Genomic DNA, 17,539 nt, shown 5'->3' on the forward strand with positions numbered 1-17,539 from the left:
AAAAGAATCTGAAAAGAGAACCATGCGGTTCTCTTTTTGTCTTTACGTCAATTCATTAAAGTCCCAGATTTGGTCCATCCAGCCTTCATAGAAGTCTGGTTCGTGGCAAACCATGAGAATCGATCCTTTGTACTCTTTCAGAGCCCGTTTCAATTCTTCTTTGGCATCTACATCCAAGTGGTTGGTTGGCTCGTCTAGTACCAAGACATTGTTTTCACGATTCATCAAGAGACAGAAGCGTACCTTGGCTTGCTCTCCACCGGATAACACCTGGATTTGGCTCTCGATATGTTTGGTGGTCAAGCCACAGCGGGCAAGGGCGGCACGGACTTCCGCTTGGTTGAGAGCTGGAAAGGCATTCCAGACTGCTTCAAGCGGTGTCTGGCGATTGCCACCTTCGACCTCTTGCTCGAAGTAGCCAAGTTCTAGGTAATCTCCCCGCTCTACTTCTCCAGCAATCGGTGGGATGATTCCTAGCAAGCTCTTCAAGAGAGTGGTTTTCCCGATCCCATTGGCCCCGATGATGGCAACTTTTTGATTGCGTTCAAACGTTAAGTTCAAAGGCTTGGTCAAAGGACGGTCATAGCCAATCTGGAGATCCTTAGCTTGGAAGATAAAGCGTCCCGGAGTGCGGGCATTTTTAAACTCAAAGGATGGCTTTGGTTTCTCACTTTGCAACTCAATGAGTTCCATCTTGTCCAGCTTCTTCTGACGAGACATGGCCATGTTCCGTGTAGCCACACGCGCCTTATTGCGGGCTACGAAATCTTTCAAATCAGCAATCTCTTTTTGCTGACGCTCATAAGCCGCTTCCAATTGCGATTTCTTCATTTCGTAAACTTCGAGGAATTGGTAGTAGTCCCCAGAATAACGGGTCAACTGCTGATTTTCCACATGGTAGACGATGTTGATCACATCGTTCAAGAAAGGAATATCGTGAGAAATGAGGACAAAGGCATTTTCATAATTCTGCAAATAGCGTTTGAGCCAATCGATGTGCTCTGCATCTAAATAGTTGGTTGGCTCGTCCAAGAGAAGGATATCTGGTTTCTCAAGTAAGAGTTTGGCCAAGAGGACCTTGGTCCGTTGCCCTCCTGACAAGGAGGTCACATCCGTGTCCATGCCAAAGTCCATGACCCCAAGAGCACGCGCCACTTCATCGATCTTGGCATCCAAGGTATAAAAATCACGACTTTCTAGACGCTCTTGGAGTTCTCCAACCTCTTCCATCAAAGCATCGACATCGGCTCCCTCTTCCGCCATGGCCATATAGAGGTCATTGATGCGAGCTTCAGCTGTGAACAACTCATCAAAAGCGGTCCGTAAGACATCGCGAACCGTTTGTCCTTCTTCTAAGACCGAATGCTGATCCAGGTAACCTGCCGTCACGTACTTAGACCACTCCACCTTCCCTTCGTCAGGTTGCATTTTACCCGTCACAATGCTCATGAAGGTCGATTTCCCCTCACCATTGGCCCCGACAAAACCGATATGCTCTCCCTTTAGCAAACGGAAGGACACATCCTCAAAAATCGCACGATCCCCAAAACCGTGACTCAAATTTTTCACTTCTAAAATACTCATGCTTGACTCTCTTTCATTGATTTCACTCGTATGATTATATCATCTTCACTACAAAAAGAAAAGGGAGCCCAACTCCCTTTTCTTTTACAAACCTAAGTCTGCGTATGGTTTCCGGTAGCCCACTTGAACCACTTTTCCGTCTTTGACAAGCAGAGGCCGCTTGATTAGCATACCGTCTGAAGAAAGGAGATCCGCCGCTTCTTTCACTGTCAGTTGATCCACCTTATCTTTCAAACCGAGTTCCCGGTATTTCATCCCGCTAGTATTAAAGAAAGACTTGATCGGTAGGCCAGACGCTGCCATCCAGTCTTGCAATTCTTTGCTAGTAGGTGTTTCTGTGACAATATTTTGGCTTTGAAACTCACATTGGAGACCGTCCAATTCTGATTTAGCCTTTCGACAAGTCGAACATTTTGGGTATTCAATAAAGGTATACATCGATTTTATTTCTCCTTCCAGATAATTCCTTCATGGTGTAAGAGCCAGCGTTTGCGATCGAGTCCAGACGCATAGCCCGTCAGTTGTCCATCTTTTCCCATCACGCGGTGACAAGGGACTAAGATCGTTAAGGGATTGCGTCCAACAGCCTGTCCCACGGCCTGGGCTGAACCACAAGAAAGATCCTGGGCAAGTTGGCCATAGGTCTTGGTCTCACCATATGGGATCTCTCGCAATAACTGCCACACTCGCTCTTGAAAGGCTGTTCCTTGTGGCGCTAGTGGAAAGCTGATAGGGATTGGATCTCCCGCAAAATAATGGTCCAACCACTCCTTCACCTTCTCATGGTAGGGATGGACCTGCTCCAGCGCCCCATAGGGATCAGGCGCATCCTCTTTCGGATCATAAAAATCAAGCTCTACAAGGCCTTCCTCACTGACAATGATCGAAAGAAGCCCCATAGGACTTTCATAAAATTGTTTAAGATAGAGAGTCATTGTAGGCCGCTTCTGCTCTTTGGTCCCAGCGGTCCTCTTCTGAGACCACTTGGAATAGACTGGTTTCTGCTTTTCGCTTGATCTTTTGATAAGCCAGACGGACTCCATCAATAGGGACCTTTCCACAATAATGGTAGCCCAATTTTTCAAGTAAATGCTGCATCACCACATTATCCGGGTGCGTATCGCAACGGAAATCCGGCCCTTTTTCCCCTTCGATTAAACCTTGAAGGAAGGTCTGAGCCACCCCTTTGCCAGCAGCTTCTTTGGCTACAGCGACGCGGTGAAAAGTGACATACATATAGTTGTCATGCTCCCACTTGCCATCGTAAATCTCATTATAGGCCGCTTCGTTGCCCTTGTAGACAGCTGCATAGGCGACAACTTCCTGATCTTCAACGGCCACATAGCCTCGACTTTCTAGAATATCCTCAAAAATGATCTCTTCATCTGGATAGCCATCCTGCCACTGGTCGACCTGTCTTTGAGCCAGGCTTTCCTTGGCATCTTGGATGATTTCCATAATTCGCTTAATCTCATTGGGATAAGCCATTCTAATTTCCATCCTGCTTCCAACCTTTCCTAGTCTTGATGGTATCGAGCATAGAGCTCACTCTTTTGCAGGCCGTATTGTTTAGCGACCTGTTTAATTGCTTGATTTTTCTTCATGCCCTCTTGGACCAAGGTATCGATCTCTTGGATCAAGTCGACCTCTTCTAGGTCTAGTTCTTCTTTCTTGGCTCCTTCGACAATCAAGAGGCACTCCCCTTTGAGGGGATTTTCTTCAAGAAATGCGACTAACTCAGAAATACTGCCACGAGTATATTCCTCGTAGATCTTGGTTAATTCACGAACCAGGACGACAGGACGATCCCCATAGACAGCCAACATATTCTCTAAGGTTGCCTTTACTCGATGAGGCGATTCATAAAAGATCTGGGTCTCCGGATAGGCCACTTTTTCTTGGAAAAAGGCCTTCTGTTGCCCCTCTTTGCGAGGCAGAAATCCATAAAAAATATGAGGTTGAGGGGCTAGGCCACTGGCAATCAAACCCGTTATACCCGCACTAGGACCAGGCACAGCTACGACAGGAATCTCTCGTTCAATCGCTGCCTTGACCAAATCATGACCGGGGTCAGAGATACTAGGAAGTCCTGCATCTGAGACTTGTGCCACATCCTTTCCGGATTCTAAATGGGCGATCAGATCAGGAATTTTCTCCATGGCATTGTGCTCATGAAAGCTGGTCTGGGGTGTCGTAATCTCAAAATGCTTGAGCAAGAGGCCTGTATTTCTAGTATCCTCAGCTGCGATCAAGTCCACATCCTTTAAGGTCTGGACCATGCGGTAACTCATATCCTCCCGGTTACCGATCGGTGTTGGGACCAGATAAAGCACCCCAGTTTTCTTTTCCCCTTTAAAACTTCGTTGGATCTGCATATTTACTCCCTAAATAACAACTCGTCACAAAACATACACTCTTCATCGTTCTCACGGCGTTGACCATAGGAATAAGTGCAGATATGAAAACCGTCGTTGTAAATACGTTGCAAATTTTCACGGCCATGGTGTTGCGACTTTGCGGATGAAGTCTTCTCAACTTCCCCCAAACGCTCTCTCAATTTATCATTTTCTAAGCGAAGAGCTGTATTTTCTTCGATGACTTGTTTCAAATTTTTCTTGATGGCTTCGACTTCAGCCAAGGTGACCAACAAATTCTGAGAAAAGCCGTCTAAAGCATCAAATAATTCTTTTTTATTCATTCTGACTCCTTAACTTTCTAAGCTCAAAACCATATATTCTAGAGCATTTTGAAAAGAAACATTGGCCTTCCACATCCTGCGAGCAAGACTCAATTTATCAAGCAACTGCTGGGATCTACTCAAGCGCAACTGCTCTTCTAAAGCCAACTCCATCAAACGAAAGGCCTGGCTTTGTTTTTCTTTATCATCTGCTAGGCTCACTAAGCAGGTCACTTCCAAATAGGCACGATTCAAATTGGATTGACAACGTTCGATGAATTGATCACAAACTTTTGCCAGTTCAAAAAACGTAGCATTCTTTTTTTGCTGCTCTGCCTCTTCGAGATTAAAACTAAAACGAGCTACTAAATTTGCCTGTGATTTGATCAAGCCTTCTTTTTCTAGCAGTTCGGTTAGGTAGGCTTGCTTTTTAGGAAAATGGACCTGCTGGGCCCGACTCTTGATGGTCGGTAAGATCAAGTTTTCATCGGATGTCAACAAGAAGAGATAGATCTCACTCTGGGGCTCTTCCATGACTTTTAAGAGAGAGTTCGCCGCATTGGTATGCATCTTATCCGCATCTTGGACGATAAAGACCTGCCGGCTTCCTTCAAACCCTGATTGAGAAAAGTCTTGAACCAGCGAACGAATACGGTCCGTCTTAATGATCTGGTTGACCGGACGCACGATCTTCACGTCTGAGAATTCTTCTTCAGCAATCAAGCGGCAGGACCGGCAGTTGCCACAAGGCCAGACTCCCTGCAAATCTTCGCAAAATTGACTTTGAGCTAGCAAGAGGGCCATCTCAAAACTGGCAAAAGAACCCGTAAAGAGATAAGCATGACTGAGCTGTTTGTGTTCCAAGATCTGGGTGAAGCGCTCCACCAATTCTGGCTGGAGCTGTTGGATCTCTTCTAGCTTCATTTCAATATCCCCAAGCGATTTTCTAAAACAGCCAAGACATCCGCAAAGACTGCTTCAAAGGATTGACTGGCATCGATTTTCACAATGCGCTCTGGTTCCTTTTCATACAAGGCCAAATAACCTTGTCTGACTTTTTGGTGAAGCTCCAAACCTTCCAAATCCAAACGATTGACTTCCCGCTCTTGGTTTTTGGCAATCCGGGCGAGCCCTTCTTCGACATCCAGATCAAAGTAAAGGGTGAGGTCTGGTTTAAGACCATCTGTCGCGAATTGATTGAGCCACTCGATATCTTCCACACTCAGACCGCGACCATACCCTTGATAAGCGACCGAGCTATCAACAAAGCGGTCCATCAAGACAACCTTTCCAGCTACAAGGGCTGGCAAGACACGTTCCACCAAATGCTGCCGGCGACTAGCAATATAGAGCAACAACTCGGTCTTGGCATCCATACGAGTATGGTCTGGATCTAAAATGACTTGGCGGATCTTTTCTGCAATGTCTACACCACCTGGTTCGCGGGTTGTAATAAAAGGAATTCCTTTTTCTTCAAGTAGAGGCAAAACGGCTTCTAGGACCGATGATTTCCCCGCTCCTTCTGGACCTTCAAATGAAATTAATGTACCGTTTACCATAATATCCTCTTTCTAGTTTTCTACTTTTTATTTTACCAAAAATAAGGGTAAAAATCTTGTATTTTAGGAGAGAAAATTTTTCAAAGTCATTTTCATTTTTTCACTTTTTTGTTACAATGATCTTATAAAGTTTTAGGAGACAACCTATCATGTTTAAATTTAAAGATATTCTGGCTATCATCTTGGGGGCCGGCATTTTTTCGTTTGGGATCTATTTTTTGGTCATTCCCTTTCACTTCTATGAAGGAGGAGCGACAGGGATTACCTTGATCACCTATTACCTCTTAAAAGTCCCCGTATCCCTGATGAACTTGCTGATCAATATACCTCTCTTCGTTCTGGCTTGGAAACTGCTGGGCAAGAAATCTCTTTACCTGAGCTTACTTGGGACTTTCTCGGTTTCGGCATGGATGGCAATTTTTGAGGCCATGCCCCTCAGCCACCACTACCATCACTTTATTTTTACAGCCTTTAAAGGAGATATTCTGCTTGCCTGTATCGCATCAGGGGTTGTGCTTGGTTTAGGTCTAGGGATCATCTTCAATGCCGGTGGAACTACGGGAGGAACAGACATCCTCGCTCGCATCTTTAACAAATACACTTCCCTCAGCATGGGAAAACTCATGTTGATTGTCGATGCCATTGTTCTGACAACTGTGGTCATTGTCTTCCAAGATGTCCGCACAGCTATGTACACCCTCTTCTTTATCCTGATTGACACCCTTGTGATCGACTTGATTGGAGAAGGTGGTTTTGCTGGAAAAGGATTCCTTATCGTCACATCTAAACCAGAAGAAATTGCCAAAAAGGTATCTGATGATCTGGGTCGCGGGATTACCTTTATCCGCGGGATGGGCTATTACAGCCGTAAAGATCTGGATATCGTCTACTGTGTCGTTTCACGGAATGAGATGAAACAAATGAAAGACATCATCAATCAGATCGATCCATTCGCCTTTATCACCATTTCTGAAGCCCATGAAATTCTCGGCGAAGGCTTTACTTTAGATAAAGAAAAACAACCCATTACCCGTTAATAGAAAAATCAGACTGGATTGCCATCCAGCCTGATTTTTCTATTAAATAGCTTTTGCGGTTGTTCGAGTAATTTCATCGACTTTCAAACCGTTGACTTCAAATTTACTACGGATTCCTTCTAGATCTGTCACCCCATCAATTTGAACTTCGATAACCACACGATCGTCTTTTGTTGGGATATTGACTGTATTGGCGATGTTATATCCTTCTTCTACAATCAAGTGAATGATTTGTTCTAGAACGCCAACCTTATCTTCTGTCACAAAGCGAACACGAACTCCTTCTTCTCCATAACCGGATACTTCAAGGAAAGCACGGAAAATATCACGGTCTGTGATGACACCGGATACTTGGTCATTGTCCACGACTGGAAGAATTCCCACCTTGTTCTTATACATGAGGTAGGTCGCATCTTCTAAGCTCGCAAATTTAGAGACGGTAATGACATCGCGAAGCATGACATCTTTAACCTTGGTCTTGTTCAAGAGATAGTTCATCTCGAAAATAGACAAGCTTGTTGCTTTAGATGGACTTGCTTCTGCAATCGTACCTTCTGTCACCAAACCAACCAATTTATCATTTTCAATGACTGGCAAACGGTGCAAACCTTGTTCGCGCATCAAATCTGCCGCGTGGGCAATTGTAGTATCTGGACTAATGTAAACCACTTTACGTGTCATAAAATCTTTAACAGCCATAACAAGTTCTCCTATGCTTTTATTAGTTTTATTATACTTGATTTTAAGAATGATTTCAAACGCTTTCAGCAGTTTTCTCTTGTTTTCAAAATTTAGAAAAATCAAACAAGAGAGATGAAAAAAGAAAGGTCTTCAGGACCTTTCTTTTTGACATTCTAGTGAACTTTAGAAATCTTATCCACCAAGGTAAGCCTTGCGGACTTCTTCTGAGGCTAAGAGTTCTTTTCCTGTTCCGGAAAGAACGACTTTCCCTGTTTCCAAAACATAACCGCGGTCCGCGATGGCAAGGGCCTTGTTGGCATTTTGCTCAATCAAGAGAACGGTTGTTCCTTGTTTTTGAATATCTTGGATGATATCAAAGATTTCTTGGATAAAGATTGGGGCCAATCCCATAGAAGGTTCATCCAAAAGCAAGAGTTTTGGCGTCGACATGAGGGCACGACCCATTGCGAGCATTTGTTGTTCCCCACCAGATAGGGTCGCTGCATCTTGGTTCTTCCGTTCTTCCAAACGTGGGAAACGTGAGAAGACTTTCTTCAAGTTAGCTTGATTTTCTTCTCGATCTTTCTTCAAGAAAGCTCCCATTTCCAAGTTTTCCATAACAGTCAAGCCTGGAAAGACGTGGCGGCCTTCTGGAACTTGAGAGAGTCCTGCTGCTACAATCTTTTGAGCCGGAACCTTTTGAATCTCCTGCCCCAAAAACTCGATTTTCCCAGCACTTGGACGCACCAAACCTGAAATGGTACGAAGAATAGAGGTTTTCCCAGCACCATTGGCACCAATCAAGGAAACAACTTCCCCTTCATTTACCTCGAAACTGACATCACGGACAGCCTGGATCATGCCATAGTGTACAGAAAGATTTTCAACTTTTAACATAGACATTAGGCTTCACCTCCTAGATAGGCTTCGATTACGCGTTTGTTGGTCTTGATTTCATCTGGCGTACCATGGGCAATCAAGCGACCATATTCCAATACATAAATCCGTTCTGTTACTTCCATGACCAAGCTCATATCGTGCTCGATCAGCATAATCGTAATATTAAATTCTTTTTGAATGCGACGGATCAATTGGGTTAATTCTGCTGTTTCTTGAGGGTTCATCCCTGCAGCAGGTTCATCCAAGAAGAGGATTTTTGGCTCTGTAGCAAGGGCACGAACGATCTCCAAGTGACGTTGTTGTCCGTAAGCTAAGTTTTTGGCCAAGGTATCTGCTTCTTTTTCCAGACCAAAAATCGCTAACAATTCAAGGGCTTTCGCTTTCAAAGCTTCTTCATTCTTGTAATAGCTTGGCAAGCGGAAAAGACTCGCAAAGACATGTGGTTTGTGGTGATTGGCAAAGGCAATCAAGACATTGTCCAAAACGCTCAAATCTTTAAAGAGACGAATATTTTGGAAAGTTCGTCCCAGACCACCAGCAGCGATTTTATAGGGTGCTTTTCCATTTAGCAGCTGACCATCTAAGGTAATGGTCCCTTCACTTGGTTCATATACCCCTGTTAGGAGGTTGAAGAGGGTTGTTTTCCCGGCACCGTTGGGTCCGATCAAACCAACCAATTCCCCTTCATTAAGTTCCATGGTCACATCCCCAACGGCTGTCAAACCACCAAAGTTTTTTGTTAAATTTTTTACTTCAAGAAGTGCCATTAGTTAGCCTCCTTTTTTGAGAGTAGTTTTTTCAAGCTGAATTCCCATGTTCCAAGAAGACCACCTGGACGGAAGATCATCACGAGAATCAAAGCCAATGAGTAAATGATCATACGTACACTTGAGAAGTCTTGAAGCACCATATTCAAGATACCCAAGACGATGGCTGCCACAACTGTTCCTGACATTGATCCCAAACCACCAAATACGACAATGATCAAGACATTAATGGTATTGGTGAAAGAGTAATCTTTAGGAACAACAGAGCCGATAAAGCCAGCTTGGAGAGATCCAGCAATCGCCGCTGTGATCGCACCAAATACAAAGGCGATGACTTTGACTTTGGTCGTATTGATCCCAACAGATTCTGCTGCGATTTCATCTTCACGAACAGAAAGGGTAGAGCGTCCAATTGGACTGCGTAAGAAGTTAATCGTAAAGATCGTTGTAATGACAACAAAGAGGTAAACCAATTGCCAAGTTGTAAAGGCTGGCAAACCAAGGATCCCAGCAGCACCATTTGTTAGAGTACCACCATTGACGATCAAGATCCGAATGATTTCAGAAACCCCAAGTGTCGCAATAGCGAGGTAGTCCCCTTTCAAACGAAGGGTTGGAACCCCAACGATCAAGGCAACGACACCAGCAATCAAAGCACCTAAAACCATCGCGCCAAAGAAAGCCCCATAGGTTGGTGATTTAGAACCGAGAATGGCTGCAGAATAGGCACCAATCGCCATAAATCCGGCATGCCCAAGTGAGAATTGACCTGAGAAACCAACAATGAGGTTCAAGCCAACTGCAAGGATAATATTAATTCCGATTTGTTCTAAAATTTGGATATAGAAGAGGTTGAGCACACCCGCTGCAACCAAGACTTGGATCAAGGCAAAACCTGCGACCAAAAGACCAAGCCAGACTAAATTCACTTTTAAATTTTGTTTCATGGCTTACACCTTCTCTTTCACATTTTTACCGAGGATACCTGCTGGACGGATGAGCAAGATCACAATCAAGATGGCATACACAATGGCATCACGGAAGTCTGAAAGACCGATCGCTGTAGCGAAGGTTTCCAACAAACCGATAACAAATCCACCTAGGGCCGCACCTGGAATGATTCCGATTCCTCCAAGAACGGCTGCGACAAAGGCTTTGATCCCTGGTGTCATCCCCATCAAAGGCTCGATCGAGTTGTAATACAAACCAATCAAGACACCACCAGCACCTGCCAAGGCTGATCCCAAAGCAAAGGTAAAGCTGATCGTACGGTTTACGTTAATCCCCATCAATTGAGCGGCATCACTATCGACAGATACAGCCCGCATGGCTTTCCCCATCTTTGTCTTTTGAATAATAAATTGAAGAGCGACCATCAAGAAAACAGACACTCCCAAGATCATCAACTGAATATTGGAGATTGAAATAGGACCGAAGTTGTAACGAACCGTTTTAATCACTTGCGGGAAGGAACGGGTATTGGCCCCTACGAAGAAGACCATCCCATATTCAAGCAAGAAGGAAACCCCGATGGCTGTGATCAAGGCAGCAATCCGAGTCGAATGACGAAGCGGACGATAAGCCAGGTATTCAATTACAACCCCTAAAATAGCTGTCCCAACCATTGCTAGGAGCAAGGCTACAAAGAAGTTCACTTTCCATGAGTTCAATAAGAAATATCCCATAAAGGCACCTACCATGTAGATATCCCCATGGGCAAAGTTGATCAATTTGATAATTCCATACACCATGGTATAACCAAGGGCCAAGAGTGCATAGACACTTCCCAAGATTAGACCGTTCACTAATTGCTGGAGCATTTGAACCATCCTTTCTAACAATAAAGAGCGAGGCCAGGAATTTTCATTCTCCCAGCCTCTTGTACAAACAACAAATGATAATTATGGTTTTACAGACTCAACTGATTTGACTTTACCATCTTTCAAGCCAATCATAAGAGCTGATTTAACCGGGTTGTGGTTCTTGTCAATTGACATTGTACCAGTCACACCTTCCAAGTCTTTCAACTTCGCAAGGTTATCTTTCAATTCGACAGAGTTCTTAGCACCTTTAGATGCTTCTGCAACCATGTAAACTGAATCATAAGCCAAAGCTGCGAACATTGAAGGTTCTTCATTGTATTTCGCTTTGTATGCTTCTACGAATTTCTTGGCTTTATCAGTCATTTCACCTTCAGTAGAGAATCCAGCTACGTAGTAGATATCTGTAGATGCAGCAGGTGTTGCTTGTTCAACGAACTTAGCATCGCTAAATCCATCCCCACCAATGATTGGTTGTTTGATTCCCATACCACGCGCTTGGTTTACGATCTTACCAGTTTCAGTGTAGTAACCTGGAAGAACAATCGCATCGAAGTCTTTATCTTTGATTTTTGTAAGGGCAGCTTGGAAGTCTGTATCCTTAGATTGGAAGGTTTCTGTTGCTACGATTTCACCTTTGTAAGATTTCTTGAAGGCTTCAGCAATCCCTTTCGCATAGTCAGATGAGTTATCGTAGTAAAGAACGACTTTCTTCGCTTTCAAGTTATCCGTTGTGTATTTGGCAATGATTTTTCCTTGGAAGCTATCGATGAAGGTTGCACGGAAAAGGTAATCTTGACCTTTTGTCAAATCATCTTGAGTTGCAGATGGTGTAACCAATGGAACACCTGCTTTACCAGCATTGGCAACCGCTGCTGCAGTAGCACCTGAAGTTGCAGGTCCTACAAGAGCGTTCACTTTTGATTGAGTGACAAGGTTTGTAGTGACTGTAGCTGCTTCAGCTGTTTCAGATTTGTTATCTTTATCTGTGACAACGATCTTCTTACCGTCAGCTCCACCCTTAGCGTTGATTTCATCAACGGCCAATTGAGCACCCTTTTGTTCAGCGCTACCGTAGGCTGCTACTTCACCAGTTTTTTCAAAGTTAAAACCGACTTTTAGTTCTTTGCCGATTTCGTTACCAGTTGTGTTTGAACCTGAAGTAGAAACTTCACCACAAGCAGCAAGAAGAGCGACACTTGCAATGGTTAAAAATGAAAGAGCAAATTTTTTCTTCATTTGTAATGATCTCCTTAAATGAATCTTAAAATAAATACATTAAGAATATACCGAATTATCTGACAATTGTCAATAAAAAAAACGCAATCCATCAAATGATTGCGTTTTCTAAACTTCTGTTACCACAGATGGGGTCTCCAATCGTTGCAAACTCCCCACAAAATCTGTATCTAAATCTTTGAGATGGCAAGGCAAGACTTTTTTGACATAACGTTCTTTCTTTAAGTCTTCCATGACTTGATCCGCCTTGTCACTGTCCACATACAATTGGACATAACGGCATTTCTTAGAATGGTACAAGACATCTCCGACTGATTGTAATTTTTTCCCGTCGCGATTGTAATACAATTTAACAATTAAGCCTGTTCTTTCTTGTTTCTCAAACATGGTCAATCCCTTTCTCGTTCTGTTACTAGTATATCAAATTTCAAGAAAAAGAACTACTCTTTTATGAGAGCAAAAAAGAGAGTGGGACAGAAATCGGTAATTCGTTAGAATTCGATTTCGTCGTCCCACCTCCGCACAGTTGAGTAGGGCTGTAAAAGCTGATGAAATCAGCGAAGTAGAGCCCACTCAACCACTGCGTTTTGCTCGACAATCCAAAAATAATTGAGAGGCTAGGACTTTTGTCCCAGCCTCTTGACGGGCCTTCCCACAGGATGGTTTAGCCCAATTTATTATTGGCCATGATTTCATCAATAAAGCCATATTCAAGTGTTTCTTGTGCGCTCATCCAATTATCACGTTCCGCATCAGCATGCACTTTTTCAATGGATTGACCTGAATTTTCCGCAAGGATTTTTTCCAAGTTATTCCGTGTTTTGAGCAAGTGTTCTGCTGCAATCGCCATATCGGTTTGTTGGGTACCACCACCAGTACCACCCATTGGTTGGTGAATCATGTACTCGGCGTTTGGCAACATGAAGCGTTTGCCCTTCGCACCGCTTGAAGCGATAATTGTTCCCATAGAAGCTGCCATCCCCATGACAATGGTTTGGACATCTGACTTGATAAAGTTCATGGTATCTACGATGGCAAGACCTGCAGAGACAGAGCCTCCTGGTGTATTGATATACATATAGATATCTTTTGTATTATCTTGGGCATCCAAGAAGAGCAATTGAGCGATAATGGAGTTAGCCATTTGGTCCTCAACGGGTCCTGTTACCATGATAATTCGATCTTTCAACAGACGGGAATAAATATCGTAAGAACGTTCTCCACGACTGGTTTGTTCAATAACTACTGGAATCATCTATTCTTCTCCTTTAGTATCCATTCATTCTCACGATTCGTGAGGTTCAAAGTATATGTGCTATTATAAACCAATGGTCAAAAAAGGTCAAATCTTAAGCACCTTTCGGACGAATCATGAATGGTTTCTTATTTGGTACCGAATAAACGGTCACCCGCATCTCCAAGACCAGGAACAATGTAGCCATGTTCATTCAAATGATCATCGAGGGCTGCTGTAAAGATATCAACATCTGGGTGAGCTTCTTGAAGAGCTTTCACCCCTTCTGGCGCTGATACCAAGCAGACAAATTTGATATGGCTAGCGCCACGTTTTTTCAAGGAATCAATCGCTAGAATAGCGGATCCACCCGTAGCAAGCATCGGGTCTACTACAAAGATACGACGTTGATCAATATCTTCTGGCAATTTCACCAAGTATTCAACTGGTTTCAAGGTTTCTTCATCACGGTACATCCCGATATGGCCAACCTTAGCAGCTGGTACCAAACTCAAGAGACCATCAACCATCCCAATCCCTGCACGAAGAATTGGGACAATAGCCAATTTCTTACCTGCGATTTGTTTTTGAACGGTTTTGGTAATAGGAGTTTCAATTTCAACATCCTCAAGAGGCAATTCACGCAACACTTCGTAGCCCATCAACATAGCAATCTCATCTACCAATTCACGAAAGGCCTTCGTAGAGGTATCTGTACGACGAAGAATAGACAATTTGTGTTGAATCAGTGGATGTGTAATAACTTCTAATTTTCCCATTTTGAGATCCTTCTTTCTAAGCTGTTATTATTCAAAAAAGAGCTATGATAAAAGTGGAGTCAAGCTCTACTCTTTCTTTCAGTCCCTCTTTGATACTCACAGCACATGGAAATCTTCATTTCCAACTTTACATTCTTCTTATTATACCAAATTTTACAAAAAAAAGAGAGCCCTTACACTTAATTTTTTAAGTTCGGACTCACTCTTTCTATCAATCAATTACAACCATTCTTTGTATTTCTTAATATAGATACGTTTGACAACCGTCACACTCAGCATATAGAGGACGATAATCGCAAACAATAGAACAAAGTACAATCCATTTAGTTGGCTCAACTTCAAGATAGAAGCCAAAGGACTATATGGAAGGGAGGTTACAAAGAAGGCTGCTGCTAAGGTCGTCACCACGACTGAGAAGGCTGGACGACTTTGGATAAATGGCAGTTTTGGTGAACGCAACATATGAATAACCATGGTTTGAGACCACATAGATTCGATAAACCATCCGGTTTGAAACACCATGATAAAGGCTGCTGCATCTGTTGCTCCATGGTTGTAGCCATGACCTAAAATCATAGGAACAACAAGGAAGTAAAGAAGCATGTAGGTAATAATATCAAATACAGATGAAATTGGACCAATCCAGGCCATAAAGCGCATGATAGAGTTTGCTTCCCAGATACGAGGTTTCTTGAGGAATTCCTTGTCGACATTGTCAAAAGGAAGGGCGATACAAGAAAGATCATAGATAAGATTGAGCACAATCAAATGAACAGGAGCCATTGGAAGGAAAGGCAAAAAGATGCTGGCGAAGAGCAGAGAGAAGATGTTCCCGAAGTTAGAAGAGACCGTCATCTTGATGTACTTGGTCATATTGGCATAGACCTTGCGGCCTTCAACCAAACCTTTTTCAAGGACCATCAAATCCTTATCCAGAAGGATGACATCTGCCGTTTCCTTGGCGATATCCACAGCGGTATCCACGGAGATCCCAACGTCTGAGACCTTCATGGATGGAGCATCGTTGATCCCATCTCCCATGTAACCAACCTTGTGGCCATTATTCTTGAGGCAGAGGATGATCCGCGCTTTTTGATCTGGTGATAGTTTGGCAAAGACCGTTGTTGTTTCCACAACTTCTGCTAACTCTTGGTCTGTCATCGTATCGATTTCGCTTCCCAAAAGAATCCGCTCGACATCTAGTCCTACTTTTTCACAGACAGCTTGGGTGACCTTTTCATTGTCCCCAGTTAAGATCTTGGTGGTTACCCCATATTCTGCAAGAGCTTTGATTGCTGGAGCTGCAGAAGGTTTTGGTGGATCAAGAAAGGCAAGGTAACCGGTTAGGATCATGTCTCGTTCATCTTCAACACTAAAGATGTCATTTTCGTCCAAGTCGGTTTTGTAGCTGACGCCCAAAACACGAAGACCTTGTTCATTTAATTGAGCAACTTCAGCGAGGACCTCTTGACGGACTTCATCTGTCAGGCGTTTAATCTCCCCCTTGTACTCAACATAAGTCGATACAGAAAGCATTTCTTCCAAGGCACCCTTGGTCACCATGCTGACCACACCGTCTTCGTCTTTGACAATGACACTCATGCGACGACGTTCAAAATCAAAGGGCAATTCATCAATCTTATGGAAGGTTTGATCCAGATCGCGAACAATCTCATGTTTCTTGGCTTCTTTCTGGGTCCGATTGATAATCGCTCGGTCCATCAAATTTTTTAGCCCGGTTTGGAAATAGGAATTCAAGTAAGCTCGGCGAAGGACTGATAGATCCAATTCGCCATGGATATCAAGCGGATACTCCAAAACGATTTCATCTTGGGTCAATGTACCTGTCTTATCTGTACACAAAATATCGATAGCCCCAAGGTCTTGGATGGCATTGAGTTTTTTGATAACGACTTTTTCCTTAGCCATGATGATAGAGCCCTTAGCAAGACTCGCTGTAATAATCATCGGCAACATTTCAGGAGTCAAACCAACCCCAACACTGAGGGCAAAGACACCTGCTTCTAACCAGTCACCGTCTGTTAGGCCATTGATCACAAAGACGACGGGCACCATGACTAACATGAGCCGAATCAAAAGCCAAGAAATGGTATTCATTTCTCTCTCAAATGAGGTTGGTTCGTCATAGGTGTTGATAGTTTGCTCAATGGCGCCCATCATGGTTTCATCCCCCACGACCAGGACCAAGGCTGTTGCCCGTCCGGAGATGACATTGGTTCCCATGAAGGCCAAGCTTTCACTCGCCAAGAGACTATCTAAATTTTGACTCTCAGCCTTGCTGAGACAAATCTTTTCAACAGCATCACTTTCCCCTGTAAGACCAGATTGTTGGACAAAGAAGTCACGGGAATCGATCAAGACCACATCTGCTGGAATCATATCGCCGGCACTCAGTTTGATCACATCTCCTACGACGATTTCATCGATCGGAATTTCTTGTTCTGATCCATCACGAAGAACGGTCGCTGTATTGACAATCATACGTGATAAGTTGCTAGCTGCTTTGTCGCTCCGCAATTCTTGAATGAAGCGGATACCACCAGAGATCAGGACCAAGGTCACAATGATGATGGAGGTCGTTGGATCCTGTTCACCTGGTTTTGCTAGCCAGACATTAGTAATGAAGGAAACCAGCGCAATGACTAACAAAATCACTGTAAAAGGATTGATGATGGATTCGTAGATCTTTTTGATCATGGAATCTTCTTGACCTTTTGTGATGACATTTTCGCCATAGGCATCGCGGTTTTCTTCTACTTGATCGTCAACTAAACCAAGGGCACTGGTTTTGTAGTTGGCAAAGGTGCTTTCAAGTGGTTCTTGAAGAGCAGCAATGAGTCTTTCTTTATTTGTTTGCATTGGTATCTCCTTTTTCAATCAGGAGCCAATCACTTTTGGAGTCCCTACGACACAAATCAGCGATTGGCTGGTTCGGTGCGGTTCGGGATGATCGTCGATTTGTATCATAGCTCTCTCCTTTCTCTTTTCTTGGTAAGGCATAAAAAAGAGTCCTACCCTCGATCGGTAGGACTCATGAAACTCGTCATTTATTTTTCAATCAAAACTCTCAAAAAACTGACCGTCCAAGCTTTAGCTCCACAAGGCAATGAAATGAGCTTAGTCTTGACCTTTGCGATCAGGACTGTTAACCAACGAGTAGTGTCTCCACTGCTTTGCGGTAGTCATCCGTATCCTTGTGGTAGCCTCACCTACCGTATTTCGAGTTTATTTTACTCCTTCA

General features: G+C 43.6%; 19 protein-coding genes and 1 riboswitch. Of the genes, 1 reads left to right on the top strand and 18 read right to left on the bottom strand.

Annotation, left to right across the window (positions count from 1 at the left end):
* Positions 1 to 42: 42 nt before the first annotated feature.
* The 8 genes from ACESR9_RS05695 to tmk all read right to left on the bottom strand — a co-directional run bounded on the left by ACESR9_RS05695 (position 43) and on the right by tmk (position 5,820).
* Positions 43 to 1,584 carry an ABC-F family ATP-binding cassette domain-containing protein gene (locus tag ACESR9_RS05695; RefSeq protein ID WP_373105964.1) on the bottom strand — a complete coding sequence of 514 codons (1,542 nt, stop codon included), beginning with the start codon at positions 1,582 to 1,584 and terminating at the stop codon, positions 43 to 45.
* An 84-nt stretch (positions 1,585 to 1,668) separates the two neighbouring features.
* Positions 1,669 to 2,022: an arsenate reductase family protein gene (locus tag ACESR9_RS05700; RefSeq protein ID WP_223325160.1), complete on the bottom strand. Its 354-nt coding sequence runs from the start codon at positions 2,020 to 2,022 to the stop codon at positions 1,669 to 1,671.
* Between the two features lie 5 nt (positions 2,023 to 2,027).
* Entirely contained in the window at positions 2,028 to 2,519 is a 492-nt protein-coding gene (locus ACESR9_RS05705) for a methylated-DNA--[protein]-cysteine S-methyltransferase (RefSeq protein WP_223325162.1), read from the bottom strand.
* Positions 2,503 to 3,084: a GNAT family N-acetyltransferase gene (locus ACESR9_RS05710; RefSeq protein ID WP_003017544.1), complete on the bottom strand. Its 582-nt coding sequence runs from the start codon at positions 3,082 to 3,084 to the stop codon at positions 2,503 to 2,505. The genes ACESR9_RS05705 and ACESR9_RS05710 overlap by 17 nt, the downstream gene beginning before the upstream one ends.
* Before the next feature lie 17 nt (positions 3,085 to 3,101).
* On the bottom strand, positions 3,102 to 3,959 hold the full coding sequence (gene rsmI, locus ACESR9_RS05715; RefSeq protein ID WP_049488520.1) for a 16S rRNA (cytidine(1402)-2'-O)-methyltransferase: 858 nt from the start codon (positions 3,957 to 3,959) through the stop codon (positions 3,102 to 3,104).
* A 2-nt stretch (positions 3,960 to 3,961) separates the two neighbouring features.
* Positions 3,962 to 4,282, bottom strand: coding sequence for a DNA replication initiation control protein YabA (gene yabA / locus ACESR9_RS05720; protein WP_003005416.1), 321 nt, complete (start codon positions 4,280 to 4,282; stop codon positions 3,962 to 3,964).
* Between the two features lie 9 nt (positions 4,283 to 4,291).
* A complete protein-coding gene (locus ACESR9_RS05725; RefSeq protein ID WP_373105970.1) occupies positions 4,292 to 5,185 on the bottom strand; it encodes a DNA polymerase III subunit delta' in 894 nt (297 codons plus the stop codon).
* Complete coding sequence (gene tmk / locus ACESR9_RS05730) at positions 5,182 to 5,820, bottom strand: dTMP kinase (RefSeq protein WP_049488516.1); 639 nt, start codon at positions 5,818 to 5,820, stop codon at positions 5,182 to 5,184. The genes ACESR9_RS05725 and tmk overlap by 4 nt, the downstream gene beginning before the upstream one ends.
* Before the next feature lie 149 nt (positions 5,821 to 5,969).
* On the opposite strand from tmk, the gene ACESR9_RS05735 reads away from it, so the two are divergent.
* A complete protein-coding gene (locus tag ACESR9_RS05735; RefSeq protein WP_373105974.1) occupies positions 5,970 to 6,857 on the top strand; it encodes a YitT family protein in 888 nt (295 codons plus the stop codon).
* A 42-nt stretch (positions 6,858 to 6,899) separates the two neighbouring features.
* Here ACESR9_RS05735 and ACESR9_RS05740 read toward each other — a convergent pair whose 3' ends face one another.
* The 10 genes from ACESR9_RS05740 to mgtA all read right to left on the bottom strand — a co-directional run bounded on the left by ACESR9_RS05740 (position 6,900) and on the right by mgtA (position 17,157).
* A complete protein-coding gene (locus ACESR9_RS05740; protein ID WP_155124705.1) occupies positions 6,900 to 7,556 on the bottom strand; it encodes a CBS domain-containing protein in 657 nt (218 codons plus the stop codon).
* Positions 7,557 to 7,730: 174 nt separating this feature from the next.
* The gene (locus ACESR9_RS05745; protein WP_003008277.1) at positions 7,731 to 8,441 is read right to left on the bottom strand and encodes an ABC transporter ATP-binding protein; all 711 of its coding nucleotides are present in this window, start codon (positions 8,439 to 8,441) and stop codon (positions 7,731 to 7,733) included.
* Positions 8,441 to 9,205, bottom strand: a complete 765-nt coding sequence (locus tag ACESR9_RS05750) for an ABC transporter ATP-binding protein (RefSeq protein ID WP_003005595.1) — start codon at positions 9,203 to 9,205, stop codon at positions 8,441 to 8,443. Before ACESR9_RS05750 ends, ACESR9_RS05745 begins: the two co-directional genes overlap by 1 nt.
* Positions 9,205 to 10,152 carry a branched-chain amino acid ABC transporter permease gene (locus tag ACESR9_RS05755; protein ID WP_003008278.1) on the bottom strand — a complete coding sequence of 316 codons (948 nt, stop codon included), beginning with the start codon at positions 10,150 to 10,152 and terminating at the stop codon, positions 9,205 to 9,207. Before ACESR9_RS05755 ends, ACESR9_RS05750 begins: the two co-directional genes overlap by 1 nt.
* A 3-nt stretch (positions 10,153 to 10,155) precedes the next feature.
* A complete protein-coding gene (locus ACESR9_RS05760) occupies positions 10,156 to 11,025 on the bottom strand; it encodes a branched-chain amino acid ABC transporter permease (protein ID WP_021153669.1) in 870 nt (289 codons plus the stop codon).
* Positions 11,026 to 11,106: 81 nt separating this feature from the next.
* Complete coding sequence (locus tag ACESR9_RS05765) at positions 11,107 to 12,264, bottom strand: ABC transporter substrate-binding protein (protein ID WP_373105979.1); 1,158 nt, start codon at positions 12,262 to 12,264, stop codon at positions 11,107 to 11,109.
* A gap of 108 nt (positions 12,265 to 12,372) precedes the next feature.
* Positions 12,373 to 12,651 (bottom strand): DUF2129 domain-containing protein, encoded by a 279-nt coding sequence (locus ACESR9_RS05770; RefSeq protein WP_023918810.1) that lies wholly within the window; start codon positions 12,649 to 12,651, stop codon positions 12,373 to 12,375.
* 277 nt (positions 12,652 to 12,928) lie between these two features.
* Positions 12,929 to 13,519 (bottom strand): ATP-dependent Clp protease proteolytic subunit ClpP, encoded by a 591-nt coding sequence (gene clpP / locus ACESR9_RS05775; protein WP_021153673.1) that lies wholly within the window; start codon positions 13,517 to 13,519, stop codon positions 12,929 to 12,931.
* A 128-nt stretch (positions 13,520 to 13,647) separates the two neighbouring features.
* Positions 13,648 to 14,277: a uracil phosphoribosyltransferase gene (gene upp / locus ACESR9_RS05780; protein WP_003005574.1), complete on the bottom strand. Its 630-nt coding sequence runs from the start codon at positions 14,275 to 14,277 to the stop codon at positions 13,648 to 13,650.
* 219 nt (positions 14,278 to 14,496) lie between these two features.
* Positions 14,497 to 17,157, bottom strand: coding sequence for a magnesium-translocating P-type ATPase (gene mgtA / locus ACESR9_RS05785; protein ID WP_023918811.1), 2,661 nt, complete (start codon positions 17,155 to 17,157; stop codon positions 14,497 to 14,499).
* A 207-nt stretch (positions 17,158 to 17,364) separates the two neighbouring features.
* Positions 17,365 to 17,522, bottom strand: a riboswitch (M-box (ykoK) riboswitch).
* Between the last annotated feature and the right edge of the window lie 17 nt (positions 17,523 to 17,539).

Origin of the sequence: Streptococcus parasanguinis, from assembly GCF_964238605.1 — a bacterium.
Taxonomy (GTDB): Bacteria; Bacillota; Bacilli; order Lactobacillales; family Streptococcaceae; genus Streptococcus; species Streptococcus parasanguinis_AJ.